The sequence below is a fragment of the Hymenobacter nitidus genome (genome assembly GCF_020447315.1).
Classification (GTDB): Bacteria; Bacteroidota; Bacteroidia; order Cytophagales; family Hymenobacteraceae; genus Hymenobacter; species Hymenobacter nitidus.
Genome location: NZ_JAJADQ010000001.1, coordinates 89971 through 106490 on the forward strand (window position 1 = coordinate 89971; position 16520 = coordinate 106490).

Genomic DNA, 16520 nt, shown 5'->3' on the forward strand with positions numbered 1-16520 from the left:
TAGGAAAAACACCGGCAGCAAGCCGGCAAAGCCTCTATTACTTCCAATAATCGAGGCATTATTTTATGAATATTATAAATCCGCGCTTCACTTGGCTTATGGAATACGGACACCTTACAGCTTATAGACTCCAATGCCGGCCACGGTAATTATGTAAGCGTACTGCTCGCCTAACACGATCTGCTGGATTTCTGTCGGGCTGACGGGCAGTGGCAGGGTGCGCTCCGTGAGGCTGTACAAATGAAACAGATGCACCGCCTTGTCGGTGAGATAGTACAACTCGTCGCCCCGGAAGCCGATGCTGCTCAGACCCGTAATAGGCAGCTTTTTGCGGTAATTTCCCAAGTTGTCGAACACATAGATGCCACTGGTACGGTCCACCAAATAGAGGTTGTTCTGGTATTGGCGCATAAACCGAAAGTCCGGTCTGGTGCGCCCGATAAGAATATCCAGGGGCGTATTCAGAGCAATGCGCTGCCCGGTAGGGTCATACTGGCGCAGGGTCAGGCTGCTTTCGTCGAGCAGCCAGAGTCGGTCGTCGGGAGCCAGCGTGGCGGCTCGTACCATCCCATCGAGCAAATCGGGCAGCCGAACCTGGCTGAGGGGAGCCATGAACCGGTCGAGCAGCAGAATTTCCTGCCGGTCATCGTAAAACACCAACACTTTAGATGTATTCCAGGCCTCGAGCTGGGCCGTGTGGCCGGGCTGGGGCGGCGAGTACGTGTTCAGCGGCTGCCCGTCGGGACCGTACTGGCGCACGTTGTTCTGCGAATCGCTCAGGTAGAGGTTGCCACGGCGGTCCAGAGAAGCCGGGCCGGGCTTGGGCAGGGCGATGGTACGCACCAGCGTCCAGCCATTCGTCTCAACCGGGGCCGTCTGAGCCGCCGCATTGATAATCGGGGCCGGGGCCGTAGCAGCGGGCTTTGCGGCTGGCACTACTGAAGCGGCTGAAGGCACTGTCGTTTGGGCCAACGCAGTTCCCAGACTTTGCAGAGAGAGCAGTACGCAAACGGCAAAGCTCTTAGCCCAACAGCACACCTTACTTCTGCTCAAAATGCCGTAGTGCCAGTTCATGCCCATCGTATACGGCGTAGGAACAATAATTGACCCACTCCCCCAGATTCACGTAGCGACTCTGAGCTGTCACGGGCACGTCGAGCGGCAGGTGGCGGTGCCCAAACACATAGTAATCGTGGTGGTGCAGCCGCTCCAACTCCCGGCAATACACCAGCAGCCACTCATCGTCGCCAAAGTATTTCTCGTCGGCAGCGCCGTTCTGAATGCGGCTGCGCTGGCTCCATTTGTTGGCCAGCCCGATACCGAAGTTGGGATGCAGGCGCGCAAACAGCCACTGGGCCACCGGGCTGGCAAAAATTCGCTTCAGCACCTTATAGGTGTGGTCCTTCGGCCCCAGCCCGTCGCCGTGCCCAATGTGAAACTCCTGGTTACCGATGCGCTGGCTCATCGGATGACGCATAATGGGAATGTTCAGCTCCTTGGTAAAGTAGTCGAACATCCACATGTCATGGTTGCCGGTAAAGAAAGTGACGGGAATTCCGGCATCGGTCAGCTCGGCCAGCTTGCCCTGCAACCGGATAAAACCGCGCGGAATAGCATGCCGATACTCAAACCAGAAGTCGAAAATATCCCCAACCAGGTAAATAGCGGCGGCATTGGGCGCAATCTGGTCGAGCCAGCGCACGATTTTCCGTTCCCGCTCGGCGGAGCGCACCGCGTCGGGGGCTCCCAGGTGGAAGTCGGAGGCGAAGTATACGTTGCGGCCGGGCGGCAGAACAAGATCAGGCAGTTGCTTCGGGCGCGTCATCCAGTAAAAACAACACGATGCTGCGCGGGCCATGAGCTCCGAGCACCAACGTTTTTTCAATATCAGCCGTACGGCTGGGGCCCGTTGTGAGCGAAATCATGGAGGGCAATTTATCGTCGTATTCCCCCTGCACCCGTTTGAGCGCGTCGCCAATATCGGGTACAATCTGGGAGGCGCGGGCCAGTACCAGATGCTGGTCGGGGTAGATGCTGAGGCGGCGGCCACTGGCCGAGGCGCCACTCACCAGCACGCTGCCGGTGCGGGCTACCAGCGCCTCGCAGGTCGTCAGGCCGGCATCAGCCTTCTGCAGCCAGTCGGCTTCATCCCCGATAAACCCAATGCCGCCGCTATGGAGCAGCTTTTTCAGTTCCGGCTCCCACACGTACAGGTTGTCGAGCGCCTTCTCCTTTTTGTAGGTAAACAGCTGGTCATAGAAGTGCTCTTCCGACACGCAGTAGTAGAACACGCCACCGGCCCGCACGAAGCTTTCGGCAAACGTCACGGCCAGGTCATCGTGGGGCGCCGGGTGCAGCGGCAGCGTAAAATCGGGAGCGGCCGGCTGCGGGGCCGGCTGCTGCAACGACTCCCGAATGCGGCGCAGAATGATGTCGCGGGAAGTTTCGGACATAGGAACTACTTAAGGAAACGAGGAAAGAGGTAATCAAAGATAGAAAGACCCGCCAATAGCTACTCGTAGGCCGCACTTGAAATGCCCCCAGCAGAAAAAAAGCCAGCCTGAAGCAGGCTGGCTTTTTAGATGGCATTAAATACTATTTAGACATCAAACGAGACAGTACTACCCGTTGGTACATCGTTGCTCGAATTTGTGTCGCGCGGCCGGCTGTCGAGGCCGGGCAGGTCACTTTCCGGCAGATCGTTGCTCAGGGGCACCGGGTGCTCCTGCTTCCGCTCGCTGAGCGTCTCACTGCGGTCAGTGCCAGCCATATGCGCCTGGTACGAGGTCTGGTTATCGTAGGGGCGCTTGCCAACAAGGCGCTCCAGATCTTCCTGCAGCAGCACTTCTTTTTCCAGCAGTTCCTTGGCAATAACTTCCAGTTCGTGGCGCCGCTCGGTCAGCAGCTCCTTGGTACGGGTGTAGGCATTTTCCACGATAGTGCGCACCTCTTCGTCGATGAGCTGCGAAGTTGCCTCAGAGTAAGGCTTCGAGAAACCGTACTCATTCTGCCCTTTTGAGTCATAATACGAGATGTTGCCCAGCTTAGCGTTCATACCATACATGGTCACGATGCTGTAGGCCATTTTGGTAATCCGCTCCAGATCGGACAGAGCTCCGGTCGAGATTTTGCCGAACACCAGTTCCTCGGCGGCGCGGCCACCTAAGGCCATGCACATCTCGTCGGTCAGCTGCTCCGTGTTGTATAGGAACTGCTCACGGGGCAGATACTGGGCATAACCCAATGCCGCTACTCCGCGGGGCACAATGCTCACTTTCACCAACGGGTCGGCGTGCTCCAGGAACCAGCCAGCAATGGCATGACCGGCTTCGTGGTAAGCCACAATGCGCTTCTCGTTGGGCGAAATGATCTTGTTTTTCTTCTCTAAGCCACCAATCACGCGGTCAACGGCATCGGTAAAGTCCTGCATGGTCACCATCTTTTTGTCGCGGCGGGCGGCAATCAGGGCGGCTTCGTTGCAGACGTTGGCAATTTCGGCACCGGCAAAGCCAGGCGTTTGTGCGGCCAGCTTACGGGCGTTTACATCGGGGCCCAACGTCAGGGGCTTCAGGTGCACGTCGAAAATCTGAGTGCGGCCGTTAATGTCGGGCTTGTCGATGCTGATCTGCCGGTCGAAACGGCCGGGGCGTAGCAACGCGGAGTCGAGCGTATCGGGGCGGTTGGTAGCGGCTAGGATGATAACCCCGGAGTCGGTACCGAAACCGTCCATTTCTACCAGCAGCGAGTTGAGCGTGTTTTCCCGCTCATCATTGCCGCCGGGTACGTTGCCACGGCTACGGCTACGGCCAATGGCGTCAATTTCGTCGATGAAGATGATGCAAGGCGCCTTGGCTTTGGCTTGCTTAAACAAGTCGCGCACCCGGGCCGCACCTACGCCGACAAACATTTCCACGAAGTCGGAACCCGACAACGAGAAGAACGGAACGTCGGCTTCACCAGCTACCGCCTTAGCCATCAGGGTCTTACCCGTGCCGGGAGGACCCACCAACAAAGCACCTTTGGGAATCTTACCGCCGAGAACCGTGAACTTCGAAGGGTTCTTCAGAAACTCTACGATTTCCTCGACTTCCTCTTTGGCTTCTTCCAGACCGGCAACGTCCTTGAAGGTAATCTTCACCTTGTCGCCGCCTTCGAAAAGAGCCGCGCGACTTTTGCCGATATTAAAAATCTGCCCGCCGGGTCCGCCAGCTCCGCTCATGCGGCGCATCAGGAACCAGAAGCCGACAAACAGAATCAGGATCAGGCCCCAGCTGCTCAGCAGGTCGCCGTAGCCTTGCTTGGTTTCGATGTTCAGACCTACCTGCTGGGTATCCGGCAGCGCGGCCTGCATCTTGTCGAGGTCTTCCTTGAAGGTTTTGCCGTCTACGACGCGGAAACTGTACTGCGGGCCGGCATCCAGCGACAAAGGTCCACGCTGGCTGAGCTCCTTGTTATATTTAGCGTTGCGGGCAGCTTCCGGCTTTAGCGTCACCTCCACCGTCCGGTCGTTTACCAGGGTCACGTCACGCACGTCACCGGCCAGCAGCATCTGCTTAAACTTCTGCTGGTTTATATCAATGGTTGAGCTGCTACGATTGATGAAGAGCATCCCGAAGATGAACACCACCAACCCAGCCAGCACCCACATCTGCATGCTCGGCCGGGGAGCCGGCGAGGGCAGTATTGGCTTTTTCTTTTTGGGGGTTGTATCTGGCATGAAAAGGGTTTCTAAACGAAGAACAAAGGCGGAACCGCCGCCCGCGCTAATTGTTAAGACGCACTCGGGCCGGTTTTACTTTAAACGGCTTCGGCCTCTTCCGTAATATATTTTATTTCGGCATCACCCCACAGCTCCTCCAGCGCGTAGAACTGCCGACGGTCGCGCAGGAAAATATGCACTACCACGTCGACGTAGTCGAGCAGTACCCATTCCCGGTTCATGCGGCCTTCAGTTTGCCAGGGGTTCTGGCCGGTAAGCTTCTCAACTTCTTCTTCCACGGAACGCGCAATGGCGTCCAGTTGGGTATCGGAGGAAGCAGAGCAGATAATGAAATAATCCGCTACTGCATTTTTTAGGTCCTTCAGATTGAGCACAACGATATCAGCCGCTTTTTTCTCCTGCATGCCGCGTACTACGACGTCTGCCAATCTGTCTGAATCCTGCCGAACCAGGGTACTTTTCATAGGGTATTGTTAGGTTTGAACGCACAAAGTAAGAAATTCAGGTGGAGGCACTATTCCCCCAAACCCTATTCACGGGCCAACAAATTGTTTGGTTGCCCGAATGCGCCTCGACAAACAGCGAGGCACAGGCTCTTATTGTCAAAAACAGCGCCACCGATGGTTGTACGGTCATAACCGACAAACAGACCGCTGGCCGGGGCCAACGTGGCAACCGCTGGGAAGCCAGCCCGGGCGAAAACCTGACACTATCGGTTATCTGGCAGCCCACCTTCCTGGCTCCCACCGACCAGTTTCAGCTAAGCCAGGCCGTGGCGCTGGGCGTGCTGGACTGGGCACGTAGCCTGCTGGGTCCCGATGCCGCCCTGCGCCTGAAGTGGCCCAACGACATTTACTACGGTGCCCAGAAGCTGGGGGGTATCCTGATTGAAAACACCATAAGCGGCGCCAAGATTCAATATAGCATCGTCGGAATTGGGATAAATGTCAATCAGCGCGAGTTCGGCATGCCCACGGCCACCTCCCTGGCTTGGCTTACCGGCCGGGCCTACACCCTGAAAACGCTGATTACGCGCCTGCTGGAGTTTCTGGAGAGGCGCTACCTGATGCTGCGGGCCGGCCGGGTGGCAGCCCTGCGCTTCGACTACCTGCAGGCTCTGTACCGCTACCAGGAAATCCACGATTATGAGGTGGACGGGCAGCCCGTGCAGGGGCAGATTGTGGGCGTAGACGAAACCGGCCGCCTGATGGTGGAAATCGAGCGGGAGCTCAGAAGTTTCGCGCTGCAGGAAATTAAATATATACATAAGTAGTTGTTGGTCGTGCCGGGGCTTGCTGTGTCAGCGAGGAACGTGGTGCCCCGTGAATAAACCTTTGCCTATCGTCATGCTCTAACCGGCTGGCTGGCAACCCTTGGGCAGCAAACTGTGTCAGTCTGGAAAATAAGGCACGGTGCTTGTCTTTATAACTCGACTGCAAACGTCCGCTACCTTACCGCTCTGAACCTACCCAACATGAAAACTTCTACGCGTCTTTTTTTACTTCTGGCTCTGGTGCTGGCTCAGCTCTCGTCTTTGGCCGCCACCGTTGGGCTTTCCCTGCGGCACCAGATGATGACCAGCCAGACTACTCCGGCCCGGCCCGCAACAGCGGTAGCCACACCTTTGCTTAGCCTGTATCCCAACCCCAGCAAGGGCCTGGTGATGGTGTCATTAGAGCAGAAAGCCTCCGAAAACTACAAGCTGCGCTTCAGCAACATCATTGGCCGGGAAGTACGGACCATTGCCCTGCGGCCCGAAATTGGAATGGAAGGCACGCCCGTTAATCTGTCGGATCTGCCCGCCGGCGTGTACTTCTACAGCCTGCTGGTCAACGATAAGGTAGTAAGCACCAAGCGGTTAATTCTACAGAATTAAGCAATTCAGTTCCTGACCATCTTCCTGAAAGCAGCCAGCATCCTGGCTGCTTTTTTTATGCATTCCCCGGAATATAGCCGCCGGCAGGTGTCTGTATTCGGGGTGCGGCATGGCCAGATTTATTGCCTACTTTTGGCCCTTCTCTGATTAAACCAGTATGCGGAGTTACAAAAGCCTGAATAACCTAGTCGGCTGGCTCGTTTTTGCCATCGCCACCCTTACCTATCTGCTCACGCTAGAGCCCACGGCCAGCTTCTGGGACTGCGGCGAGTTTATTGCCTGCTCCTACAAGCTGCTGGTGCCGCACCCGCCCGGAGCCCCCACCTTCCTGCTGCTGGGCCGCCTGTTCTCGCTCTTCTCCTTCGGCGACGTCACCAAAGTGTCGGTGCTGGTCAACTTCCTGTCGGCCCTGAGCAGTTCGTTTACGGTGCTGTTCCTGTTCTGGACCATCACGATGCTGGCCAAGAAGCTGGTCGTGCCCCAGTCCGGTCTGCACGACAACCGCCGCCTGGAGCCCACCAGCGGCCAGACTCTGCTGATTCTGGGTGCAGGCGTTGTTGGCTCCCTGGCCTTTGCCTTCTCCGATTCGTTCTGGTTTAATGCCGTGGAAGCGGAGGTATACGCCATGTCGGCCCTCTGCACCGCGGCCGTCGTCTGGATTATGCTGAAGTGGGAAAACCGCGCCGACGAGGCCGATTCCGACAAGTGGCTGATTCTGATTGCCTACGTCATCGGCCTGAGCATCGGCGTCCATTTGCTGAACCTGCTGGCTATTCCGGCCTTGGGCTTCATCTACTACTACCGTCGCACTGCCAACCCGACCACTAAGGGCGGCATTTTCACGTTGGTTATCAGCAGCGTGATTGTGGGCCTGATTCTGGCCGGCATCATACCCGGTCTGCCCACGCTGGCCGGTGCTTTCGAGGTGTTTTTCGTGAACAGTATCGGTTTGCCCTTCAACTCGGGCCTGGTGTTCTTCCTGCTGCTGTTCGTGGCCCTGATCTGGTTTGGCTTCCGCTACTCCTTCCGCCACCACAACCGCCTGATCAACACGGCAATGCTGAGCTTCGTGTTCATTCTGATCGGCTACTCGTCGTATCTGATTGTCCCGATTCGTTCGAGCTACCACCCTACTATCAACGAAAACGCGCCCGAGGATGTGCTGTCCTTCGTGAGCTACCTCAAGCGTGAGCAGTACGGCGACCGGCCCCTGCTCTATGGTCCGCAGTTCAATGCCGAGCCCGTAGACCAGAAGGAAGGCGCGCCGCGCTACGTGCGCCGCGGCGACAAGTACGTTATTGCCGAGCGTCGCCTGGAAACCATCTACCGCGACGAGGACAAGATGCTGATTCCGCGCATCTACAGCCCCGCCCCCGAGCACATCTACAACTACAAGAAGTGGGTCGACATTCAGGAGCAGACCAAGCCCACCATGGGCCAGAACCTGAGCTTTTTGTTCCGTTACCAGATGGGCCACATGTACTGGCGCTATTTCATGTGGAACTACGTGGGCCGCGAAAGTGACATTCAGCAGGCCGGCGTGGTGTGGCCCACGAGTGCGGGCCAGAACGGCTTGCCCGAGCGGATTGCCAACAGCCCCGCCCGTAACAACTTCTTCGCCATTCCGCTCATCATGGGCCTGATTGGCTTGTTCTTCCACGTCCGGCGCGACGGCCGCAACGCCTTGGTTATTGGCTTGCTGTTCGTCTTTACGGGCCTAGCCATCGTGTTCTACCTCAACCAGCCCCCGATTGAGCCCCGGGAGCGGGACTACACCTTCACCGGTGCCACCTACGCCTTTGCCATCTGGATTGGCCTGGGTGTGCTGGGCTTGGCCGACTTGCTGAAAGCTGTTCTCAAAGCTGATGGTGCCCGTGCTGCCGTTGCCACGCTGGTGGGCTTGCTGGCCCCGGCGCTGATGGTAGCGCAGGGCTGGGACGACCATGACCGTTCGGACCGCTATAACTCCGTGGACTCAGCTAAAAACCTGCTGAATTCCTGCGCCCCGAATGCCATTCTGTTTACCAACGGCGACAACGATACCTTCCCCCTCTGGTATGCCCAGGAAGTGGAAGGCGTGCGGACCGACGTGCGCGTAGCCGTACTGAGCTACCTGAACACCGACTGGTACATCGAGCAGATGAAGCGCCGCTCGTACCTGTCGCAGCCGTTGCCCATCTCCATGAAGAGCGACAACTACGCGCAGGGCACCAACGACTATCTGCCCTTCGTGGAAAATCCGGCGGTGCAGGAAGTAAACCTGCGCGAGTTTATCGGCCTCGTGGATCAGGGCAGCCCGCTGCTGCAGGTGCAGACCCAGAGCGGCCGGCCCCTGCTCTCGTTCCCCACGCGCAAGTTCTACCTGCCCATCGATACTACCGCGGTGCTTGCCTCGGGCGTTATTCCGCAGGAGCGCCGCAAGCAGCTGGTATCCCGCATGGAGTGGGACATGGGCAAAGGCGCCATCGAGAAGAAAAATCTGGTGATTCTGGACATGCTGGCCACCAACAACTGGAAGCGGCCGATTTACTTCTCCAGCACCGTGAATTCCTCGGACTTCATGAACCTGCAGCCCTACTTCCAGCTCGAAGGCATGGCCTACCGCGTGCTGCCGGCCAAGGACCCCAACTACGACCCGCGCGGCAACGAGGGCTACGTGGTGAAGGACCTCATGTTTGAGAACATGATGAAGAAGTTTGCCTACCGCAACCTCGACCGGGCCGACATCTTCTACGACGAAAACAACCTGCGCTTCCCGGCCAACTACCGCGACAAGTTCTCGCGCCTGGCCGAGGCCTATCTGGCTGCCGGCGACAAAGCCAAGGCCAAGGAAGTGCTCGACAAGTGCTTCGCGGTGATGCCCGACAAGTCAATTCGCTACGACTACTACGTGCCGCAGTTTGTGGTGCCGCTGGTAAAAGTGGGTGAGCAGCAGCGCGCCAACGAAATCATGGATACCATGACCAACCGTGCCCAGCAGTCGTTGGCGTATTACAGCACCAACAACAATGCGCTGTTCGACATGGAAGTGCAAACCAACCTGCTGGCGCTGCAAAGCGTGTACCGGGCCGCCGAGGAAATCGGGGACCAGGCCCGGGCCAAAAAGGCGCTGGATCTGCTGAACCAGTATTATCCCCGTCAGTAGAGCCATGATTTTGCTCATAGCTACCAAAACAGCCGCCCTGCAAAACAGGGTGGCTGTTTTCGTTGAGCCTCTTCCTACCCTGCCTTCGTACTATACACCTTGGCTTATACGTTGCTGAAAGACCACGCTTTTTAGCAATGCTTCCTTTCGCCTCTTTCCCGACTCAGATGCCCGCTCTTATACGCCGTCTTACGCTCGGATTAGCCCTTTTTCTGAGCCTTGGTGCCGCTACGGTTTCCGCTGACCCGCGCCGCGACTTTGCCGGGCAGTACCAGCCGCTACGCCGCATCCTGGCCGATACCCGGCGTGAGGGCGACAGTCTGCGCGTGTACCTGCGCTTTGCCGATGGCAGCGTGCTGCAGCGCGGCAACCCGTTGCGCCTAGCGGCCTGGACCAGCTACGACGCCAAGCGGCCCCTCTGGCGCGACACCGTGCGGCAGGTAAGCCGCCGGATGCGGCGCGTGCGGACGGCCACCTGGGTGGAGTTCAGCCTGCCGGCATCGGCGCTGCAGCCGGGTCAGGTGCTGAGCGTAACCTGCGACCCGCCCGACTCGGACGATGCCAGTGAGGCCCTGTGGCTGAGCATTACCAAAGAGCGCCTGGGCCGCACCTTCGTACTCACCGATTCGCTGGGCGACCCGCTGCTGCGTCGCTACGTGCGGGTGCAGGAGCCGTTCCTGGTGGATAGCTACGGCCCGGAGAAACCGCTGGTAGTGAAGCGCTACGACGCCGGTTTCCAGGCGGCTCTGCCCCCCATGGCTAACCCCGGCGCCCAGCCCGTGGCCCGCACTCTGCCCGCTCGCGACTCTGTCTTCTTTCGGGCGGGGCAGCAGCTGGGCCTGGCGCAACCCGGGCTGTATATGCTGCGCGTTGCGGAGGCACCGATGGGCTACGGCCTGCTCGTGGTAGACCAGGACTTTCCCGAGCTGAACACGGCCGACGAGCTGATTCAGCCCCTGATTTACTTGACTACGTCGGCCGAGCGCAAAAAGCTCACGGACGCCGCCGAGCCCAAGCGCGCCGTCGATGCGTTCTGGCTGAAAGTGGCCGGCGGCAACCAGACCGTGGCCCGCCAGCTGATTCGAACCTATTACGAACGGGTGCGGGTAGCCAACCAGTTATTTACCACCCACAAGGCCGGCTGGATGACCGACCGGGGTATGCTCTACATTGCCCTGGGCGCACCCGAAGTGGTTTATCGGACGGCCACGGAGGAGCGCTGGGTGTACCGCGACACCAACAGCGGCGGCGGCACGTATACGTTCCGGCCCAAACCCAGTACCTTTGCCCCCGAACACTATGAATTGGTGCGCCGGCCGGAGTACGAAATGCTTTGGTATGCCGCCGTTGAGCAATGGAGAAAAGGACTGACCGCCCGGAGCGGCCGCTGAATGAGCGGCGCACATTTTATAACAGCGAAAACCGCCCGGTAAACCGCGACGACCGTAGCGGCGACGACCGGCGCGAGCCTCGCGGGGAAGGCCGCGACGACCGTGGTGGCGACGCGCGCGATTCGCGCGGCGGTGGCGGCGACTACAAGCCCCGTTACCCCCACAAGCCCGCCGCCGACCGCAGCATCGACATGCTGTTTGGCTTGCGCCCGATTCTGGAGGCGCTGGGCGCGGGTCGCACGCTGGAGAAGATTTACCTGCTGCGCGGCACCAAAAACAGCGTAACCCAGGAAATTACGGAGTTGGCCAAAGCCGCCAACGTGCCCATGTCGCTGGTGCCGATTGAAAAGCTCAACGACCTGACCCGTAAGAACCACCAAGGCGCCGTTGCCTTCGTGTCGCCTATTGACTACCAGCCACTCGACAGTATTCTGGCGGGCCTCTACGAGGAAGGCAAAACACCCCTGCTGCTGCTGCTCGACCGGATTACGGATGTGCGCAACTTCGGCTCTATTGCCCGCAACGCCGAGTGTATGGGCGTGCACGCCATTGTAGTGCCCAGCCGCGGGGCCGCCCAGATCAACGGGGACGCGCTGAAAACCTCGGCCGGCGCCCTGAACCTGATTCCGGTGTGCCGTGAGCCGAACCTGAAGGAAACCATCAGCTTTTTGCAGCAGTCCGGCGTCACGGTTATTGCCTGCACCGAGAAGTCGGATGCCAGCCTCGAGGCCGGTACCGTAGACATGACCGGGCCCGTGGCCGTGTTGATGGGCAGCGAGGAAGACGGTATTTCGCCCGAATACCTGAAGCTGGCCGACTACAAGCTGCGTATTCCCATGGCCGGCCAGATTGGCTCCCTGAACGTGTCGGTAGCCAGCGGTATTATGCTGTTCGAAGTACTGCGTCAGCGTCTGAAAAGCGGCCAGTAACGCGTAAGCAAAAACCGCCCTTTACCGAAAAGCCCTTTCCCATTGTCACGGGAAGGGGCTTTTTATTGCCAAAACGCGCCGTATTCTTGCCTAGCCCAGCCCTACGGCAGCCACCGGCTTCGGAATTACTACTGCCGTTTTGAGCGACGATTTGCGGATCACCAGCGAAGGGGCCAGCACAAGGCTCTGGGGAGCAGCCGTGGCCTGGTCGCCGGGCTCCTGCAGCTCGTGCAACAGAATGTCGATGACGTTTTTGGCAATGCTTTCCACGGGCTGAGCAATGACGGTAATAGCCGGGGTATAGAGCCGGAATAGGTCGTGGTCATCGTAGGAAATAATAGCCAGATCATCAGGAATACGCAACCCCAGCCGCGAAATGGCTTCCAGGCCGTAGATGCTCAGGTAGTTGGTCGAGAAGAGAATGGCATCAACTTCGGGGTTGGCCTGCAGGAACTCCTGAATGCCGGCAATAATGGGCTCCGTGTCTTTGGTCACTACGACGCGCTGCACTTTCCGGGGCAGATTCTGCTCCTCCAGCACTTGCGTGTAGCCCTGCAGGCGCGCTTCCATCTGCGTCTGCACCGAATCGGTGGTGATGAAGGCAATATTAGTGTAGCCCTGCGCCAGCAAATGGCGCGTGGCCTCGGCCGTGCCCTGGGCTCCATCTACCACGACGTAGTTGGTGGGCAGATCCGGTAAGTACCGGTCGAACAGCACGATGGGCGTTTGCTCGCGCAGAATGTCGCTTACTTCCTTGTCGATTCCCTCGGAAGGCACAACGATAAAGCCGTCCACGTGCCGCTCCTGAAACATGGCAATCAGCTCCCGGGCCTTGGCCGGCTCGTTGTTGGTGCTGCAGTAGATAATGCGGTAGCCCCGCTCGAAAGCCTGGCGCTCAATCAGGGCGGCGACGGTGGCGAAAAACGGGTTGGCAATATCTTCCACGACCAGGCCGATAACGTGGGTTTTGCCCGTGCGCAGGCTTTTGGCCAGGTGGTTGGGCTTGTAGCCCACTTCTTCCACGTACTTCAATACCCGCTCGGCCACGGCGTCGCTGATGCGGCTTTGCTTGGCTTTGCCGTTCAGCACCAACGATACGGTGGCAATGGACACTTCCAGGTGGCTGGCTATATCGTTAATCAGCGTCCGTTTCTTCACCTTCGTGCTCATACCGCAATTGTCTAGGAGTTACCCCTCAAAGGTAGAACAAAGGCTTCAACCCGCCGGCTTTCCTTCACCAGCGGCAATACCACATCTGAAGCCAACCGGAAATAGCTACTTTACGCTGCGGGCGGCACCCAGTCCGGGCGCTTCCGCTACGCTGATTTCGCGCTTTTATTCCCTGTTTGCCCTCCCCATCCACTTACTGTTTGCTCTATGGCCTTGCCCTCGCCCAGTCTGGTTAATCCGTCGCCGACTCCCGTTGCTACCGGCCCGGCGCCGCGCTACACCTCGGCCCTGAGCGCCGTGACGACGCTGTTTTTCCTGTGGGGCTTCATTACCTGTCTCAATGACATTCTGATTCCCTACCTGAAAGCCATTTTTCAGCTCTCCTTTGCCCAGGCCAACCTGATCAACCTGTGTTTTTTCGGGGCATACTTCTTTATCAGCGTTCCGGCCGGCATGCTCGTGGCGCGCGTGGGCTACAAGCGGGGCATGCTGCTTGGCTTTGCGGTGGCGGCGGCCGGCGCGTATCTGTTTTATCCGGCGGCGGAAGCCCGGGTGTACGGGCTCTTTCTGGGGGCCTTGTTCGTGCTGGCCTCCGGCATCACCATTCTGCAGGTGGCCGCCAACCCCTACGTTGCCATTCTGGGGCCGCCCGCGTCGGCCTCCTCCCGTCTCACGCTCACCCAGGCCTTCAACTCGCTGGGCACCACCCTGGCACCTTACGTCGGCAGCGCGCTTATTCTGAGCCACCTGCCTACCTTGGATAATGCCACCAGCGCCATGGCCATCGATGTGAAAGCCGTGCAGGTACCCTACCTGGTGATTGGCACGGCCCTGCTGCTGATCAGCTTGTTGCTCAGCCGCGTGCATCTGCCCCAGGTGGCGCCGGCTACCGAAACCGGCCTGGTCGAGCCCGAGTCGACGGCCAGCATTTGGAGCTACCGCCATCTGGTGCTCGGCGTGGTTGGCATCTTTGCCTACGTAGGCGCGGAGGTAGCCATTGGCTCGCACATTGTGAACTACCTGGCCCTGCCCGATGTGCTGGCCCTTGGCCCCAAAGCCGCCGGCGACCGGGTGCTGTTTTACTGGGGCGCAGCCATGATTGGCCGGTTTTCGGGGGCCTACCTGCTCAACAGATTTCCTCCCGGCAAGCTTCTGGCCTTCAACGCCGTGGGCGCTATTGTGCTGGTGCTCATTTCCATTAACACCACCGGGGAAGTTGCGACCTGGAGCCTGCTGGCGGTGGGCCTGATGAACTCCCTGATGTTTTCGACCATCTTTACGCTGGCCGTTGCGGGGCTGGGTTACCGCACCGAGCAAGCCTCGGGGCTGCTGTGCATGGCCATCGTGGGCGGGGCCCTCATTCCCATGCTTTTCGGCTCTATTGCCGACCAGAGCGGCTTACGCATGGCCCTGCTGCTGCCCGTGCTGTGCTACCTCTATGTGCTCTGGTATGGGCTGCGGGGCAGCCGCCGGGCCGGGGCAGCTTCGTCTTGAGGCCGATGGTTACGCAACTGTTGTGCAAGTTTTCTTGGGCAATTGCGGTCTGTGTTGTTCCTTGGGTTCGACTGGCAATGCTTCCTGTCTTAACCGCACTGACCTATGGCCGCTAAAAAGCAGCAAATCTCGCTTCGGGATTTAGCAAAAGCCCTCAACCTGTCGACCTCCAGCGTCTCCCGGGCCCTGGCCGACCACCGCGACATCAGCGAAACGACTAAGGAGCGGGTGCGCCAGATGGCCCAGGAGCTGAACTACCGGCCCAACCAGCTGGCCGCCGCCCTGCGCCGGGGTCACAGCAAAACTATCGGCGTAATTGTGCCCCACATCAAAGGCTATTTCTTTCCGGCTGTGATGAACGGCATCGAGAAAGTAGCCACCCTGGAAGGCTTCAACGTGCTGCTGTGCCAGTCGAACGAGGAGCTACGGCGCGAGCAAAAAAACATCGAAACCCTGCTGGCCGCGCAGGTCGAGGGCATTCTGGTGTCGGTATCGGCCACCACCTTTGCCGACATGGACCACTTCGAGCAGGTGCGCCGCCAGGGTACGCCCCTCGTGTTCTTCGACCGGGCCCCGGAGCTGCCGCGCAGCATGGCCGTGGTGCTCGACGATTTTCAGGGCGCTTACCAGGCCGTGTCGCACCTCATTGCCCAAGGTTGCAAACGTATTGTTCATCTGGCCGGCCCCCAGCACCTGAACACCAGCCGCAACCGGTTTCTGGGCTACAAAGCGGCCCTGGAAGCCCACGGCCTGCCCTTCGAAGATGACTGGGTGTATGCCCTGCCTTCCCTGACCCACGATGCCGGCCGCTTGGGCATGCAGCACCTGCTGGCCCTGGAGCCCCCCCTCGACGGTGTTTTTGCCGCCTACGCCATTCCCTCGGTCGGGGCTCTGGAAGTATTGCGCGAGAAGGGCCTGCGCGTACCCCAGGATATTGCCCTGGCCTGCTTCAGCAACGAGCCTTTCACTACCATGACCCAGCCCCAGATGACGGTGGTTGACCAGCGGGCCGAGCAGATGGGCGAAACGGCGGTGCGCCTGTTTCTGCAGCTGCTCAAGCGCGGCCCTGCCTACGAGCCGCCCCATCTGGTGCTCAAGCCCGAGCTGATTATCCGCAGCTCGTCGCTGCACCAGTCGCAGGAGCAGCGCATTCCGGCGGAGAACCGGTAAGGCTTTTACAGAAATTTTTTCGGGGTGTAAGGCCAAATCCGCAGTTCTACTTACCTTTTACTGGTCCTGACCTAACCTCTCCCCTCCTCTTCTTCTGCGCATGAGTTCCAGTGTATCCAAGCAGCAGCTATTTCAGCAAACCCAGCACCAGTTGCAGGCGCAGGGTTTCGGTATCGCCCAGCAAGACCAGTCCCGCCCCTGGGGTGGCTTTTTCGTGCTCGATGAAAACCAGGCCCAGCAGTTTGCCGATGCCTACTTCGATGGCCTGCCCGTGGATGAGCTGCGCATTTCGGGCAAGCTGAGCCCTAAAGTGCTACTCGTGGCCCCCCATCAGCGCCTTTCCTGGCAGTACCACCACCGCCGGGCCGAAATCTGGAAGGTGGTGCGCGGCACCGTGGGCGTCATTACCAGCCCCACCGACGAAGAAGGCGAGCTGCAAACCTACGCACCGGGTCAGACTATCACGCTCCGGCAGGGTGAGCGGCACCGCCTCGTGGGCCTTGACGACTGGGGCATGATAGCCGAAATCTGGCAGCACACCGACGCCCAGCAGCCTTCCGACGAAGACGACATTGTGCGGGTGCAGGACGACTTTGGCCGCTGATTTGAAAACCCGTTGCCACTA

The 16520-nt window shown here is 59.1% G+C and carries 14 protein-coding genes; 8 read left to right on the plus strand and 6 right to left on the minus strand.

All coding sequences use genetic code 11. From position 1 onward, the window contains the following. Positions 1-114 precede the first annotated feature (114 nt). The 5 genes from LGH70_RS00345 to rsfS form a co-directional block, all read right to left on the minus strand. Entirely contained in the window at positions 115-936 is an 822-nt protein-coding gene (locus LGH70_RS00345) for an NHL repeat-containing protein (RefSeq protein WP_226181611.1), read from the minus strand. Between the two features lie 103 nt (positions 937-1039). After that, on the minus strand, positions 1040-1825 hold the full coding sequence (locus LGH70_RS00350; RefSeq protein ID WP_226181613.1) for a UDP-2,3-diacylglucosamine diphosphatase: 786 nt from the start codon (positions 1823-1825) through the stop codon (positions 1040-1042). Continuing rightward, positions 1800-2453 carry a LutC/YkgG family protein gene (locus tag LGH70_RS00355; RefSeq protein WP_226181615.1) on the minus strand — a complete coding sequence of 218 codons (654 nt, stop codon included), beginning with the start codon at positions 2451-2453 and terminating at the stop codon, positions 1800-1802. Before LGH70_RS00355 ends, LGH70_RS00350 begins: the two co-directional genes overlap by 26 nt. A 146-nt stretch (positions 2454-2599) precedes the next feature. Further along, positions 2600-4717: an ATP-dependent zinc metalloprotease FtsH gene (gene ftsH, locus LGH70_RS00360; protein ID WP_226181616.1), complete on the minus strand. Its 2118-nt coding sequence runs from the start codon at positions 4715-4717 to the stop codon at positions 2600-2602. 80 nt (positions 4718-4797) lie between these two features. Next, complete coding sequence (rsfS, locus tag LGH70_RS00365) at positions 4798-5184, minus strand: ribosome silencing factor (protein ID WP_100337452.1); 387 nt, start codon at positions 5182-5184, stop codon at positions 4798-4800. A 92-nt stretch (positions 5185-5276) separates the two neighbouring features. Between rsfS and LGH70_RS00370 the strand changes: the two genes are divergently transcribed. From LGH70_RS00370 to rlmB, 5 genes are all read left to right on the plus strand, one after another. Next, positions 5277-5993, plus strand: a complete 717-nt coding sequence (locus LGH70_RS00370; RefSeq protein WP_262905195.1) for a biotin--[acetyl-CoA-carboxylase] ligase — start codon at positions 5277-5279, stop codon at positions 5991-5993. A gap of 201 nt (positions 5994-6194) precedes the next feature. Then, entirely contained in the window at positions 6195-6596 is a 402-nt protein-coding gene (locus LGH70_RS00375; protein ID WP_226181620.1) for a T9SS type A sorting domain-containing protein, read from the plus strand. Positions 6597-6753: 157 nt separating this feature from the next. Beyond that, complete coding sequence (locus LGH70_RS00380; RefSeq protein WP_226181622.1) at positions 6754-9741, plus strand: glycosyltransferase family 117 protein; 2988 nt, start codon at positions 6754-6756, stop codon at positions 9739-9741. A gap of 167 nt (positions 9742-9908) precedes the next feature. Further along, entirely contained in the window at positions 9909-11132 is a 1224-nt protein-coding gene (locus LGH70_RS00385; RefSeq protein WP_226181624.1) for a GWxTD domain-containing protein, read from the plus strand. After that, positions 11096-12061 (plus strand): 23S rRNA (guanosine(2251)-2'-O)-methyltransferase RlmB, encoded by a 966-nt coding sequence (gene rlmB / locus LGH70_RS00390; protein ID WP_226181625.1) that lies wholly within the window; start codon positions 11096-11098, stop codon positions 12059-12061. The genes LGH70_RS00385 and rlmB overlap by 37 nt, the downstream gene beginning before the upstream one ends. 90 nt (positions 12062-12151) lie before the next feature. Here rlmB and LGH70_RS00395 read toward each other — a convergent pair whose 3' ends face one another. Continuing rightward, entirely contained in the window at positions 12152-13231 is a 1080-nt protein-coding gene (locus LGH70_RS00395) for a LacI family DNA-binding transcriptional regulator (protein ID WP_226181626.1), read from the minus strand. A 207-nt stretch (positions 13232-13438) separates the two neighbouring features. On the opposite strand from LGH70_RS00395, the gene LGH70_RS00400 reads away from it, so the two are divergent. The 3 genes from LGH70_RS00400 (at position 13439) to LGH70_RS00410 (ending at position 16499) form a co-directional block, all read left to right on the plus strand. Further along, complete coding sequence (locus LGH70_RS00400) at positions 13439-14725, plus strand: sugar MFS transporter (protein WP_226181627.1); 1287 nt, start codon at positions 13439-13441, stop codon at positions 14723-14725. Positions 14726-14830: 105 nt separating this feature from the next. Next, positions 14831-15895, plus strand: a complete 1065-nt coding sequence (locus LGH70_RS00405; protein ID WP_226181628.1) for a LacI family DNA-binding transcriptional regulator — start codon at positions 14831-14833, stop codon at positions 15893-15895. A gap of 100 nt (positions 15896-15995) precedes the next feature. Further along, the gene (locus LGH70_RS00410) at positions 15996-16499 is read left to right on the plus strand and encodes a cupin domain-containing protein (protein WP_226181629.1); all 504 of its coding nucleotides are present in this window, start codon (positions 15996-15998) and stop codon (positions 16497-16499) included. Positions 16500-16520: the final 21 nt, after the last annotated feature.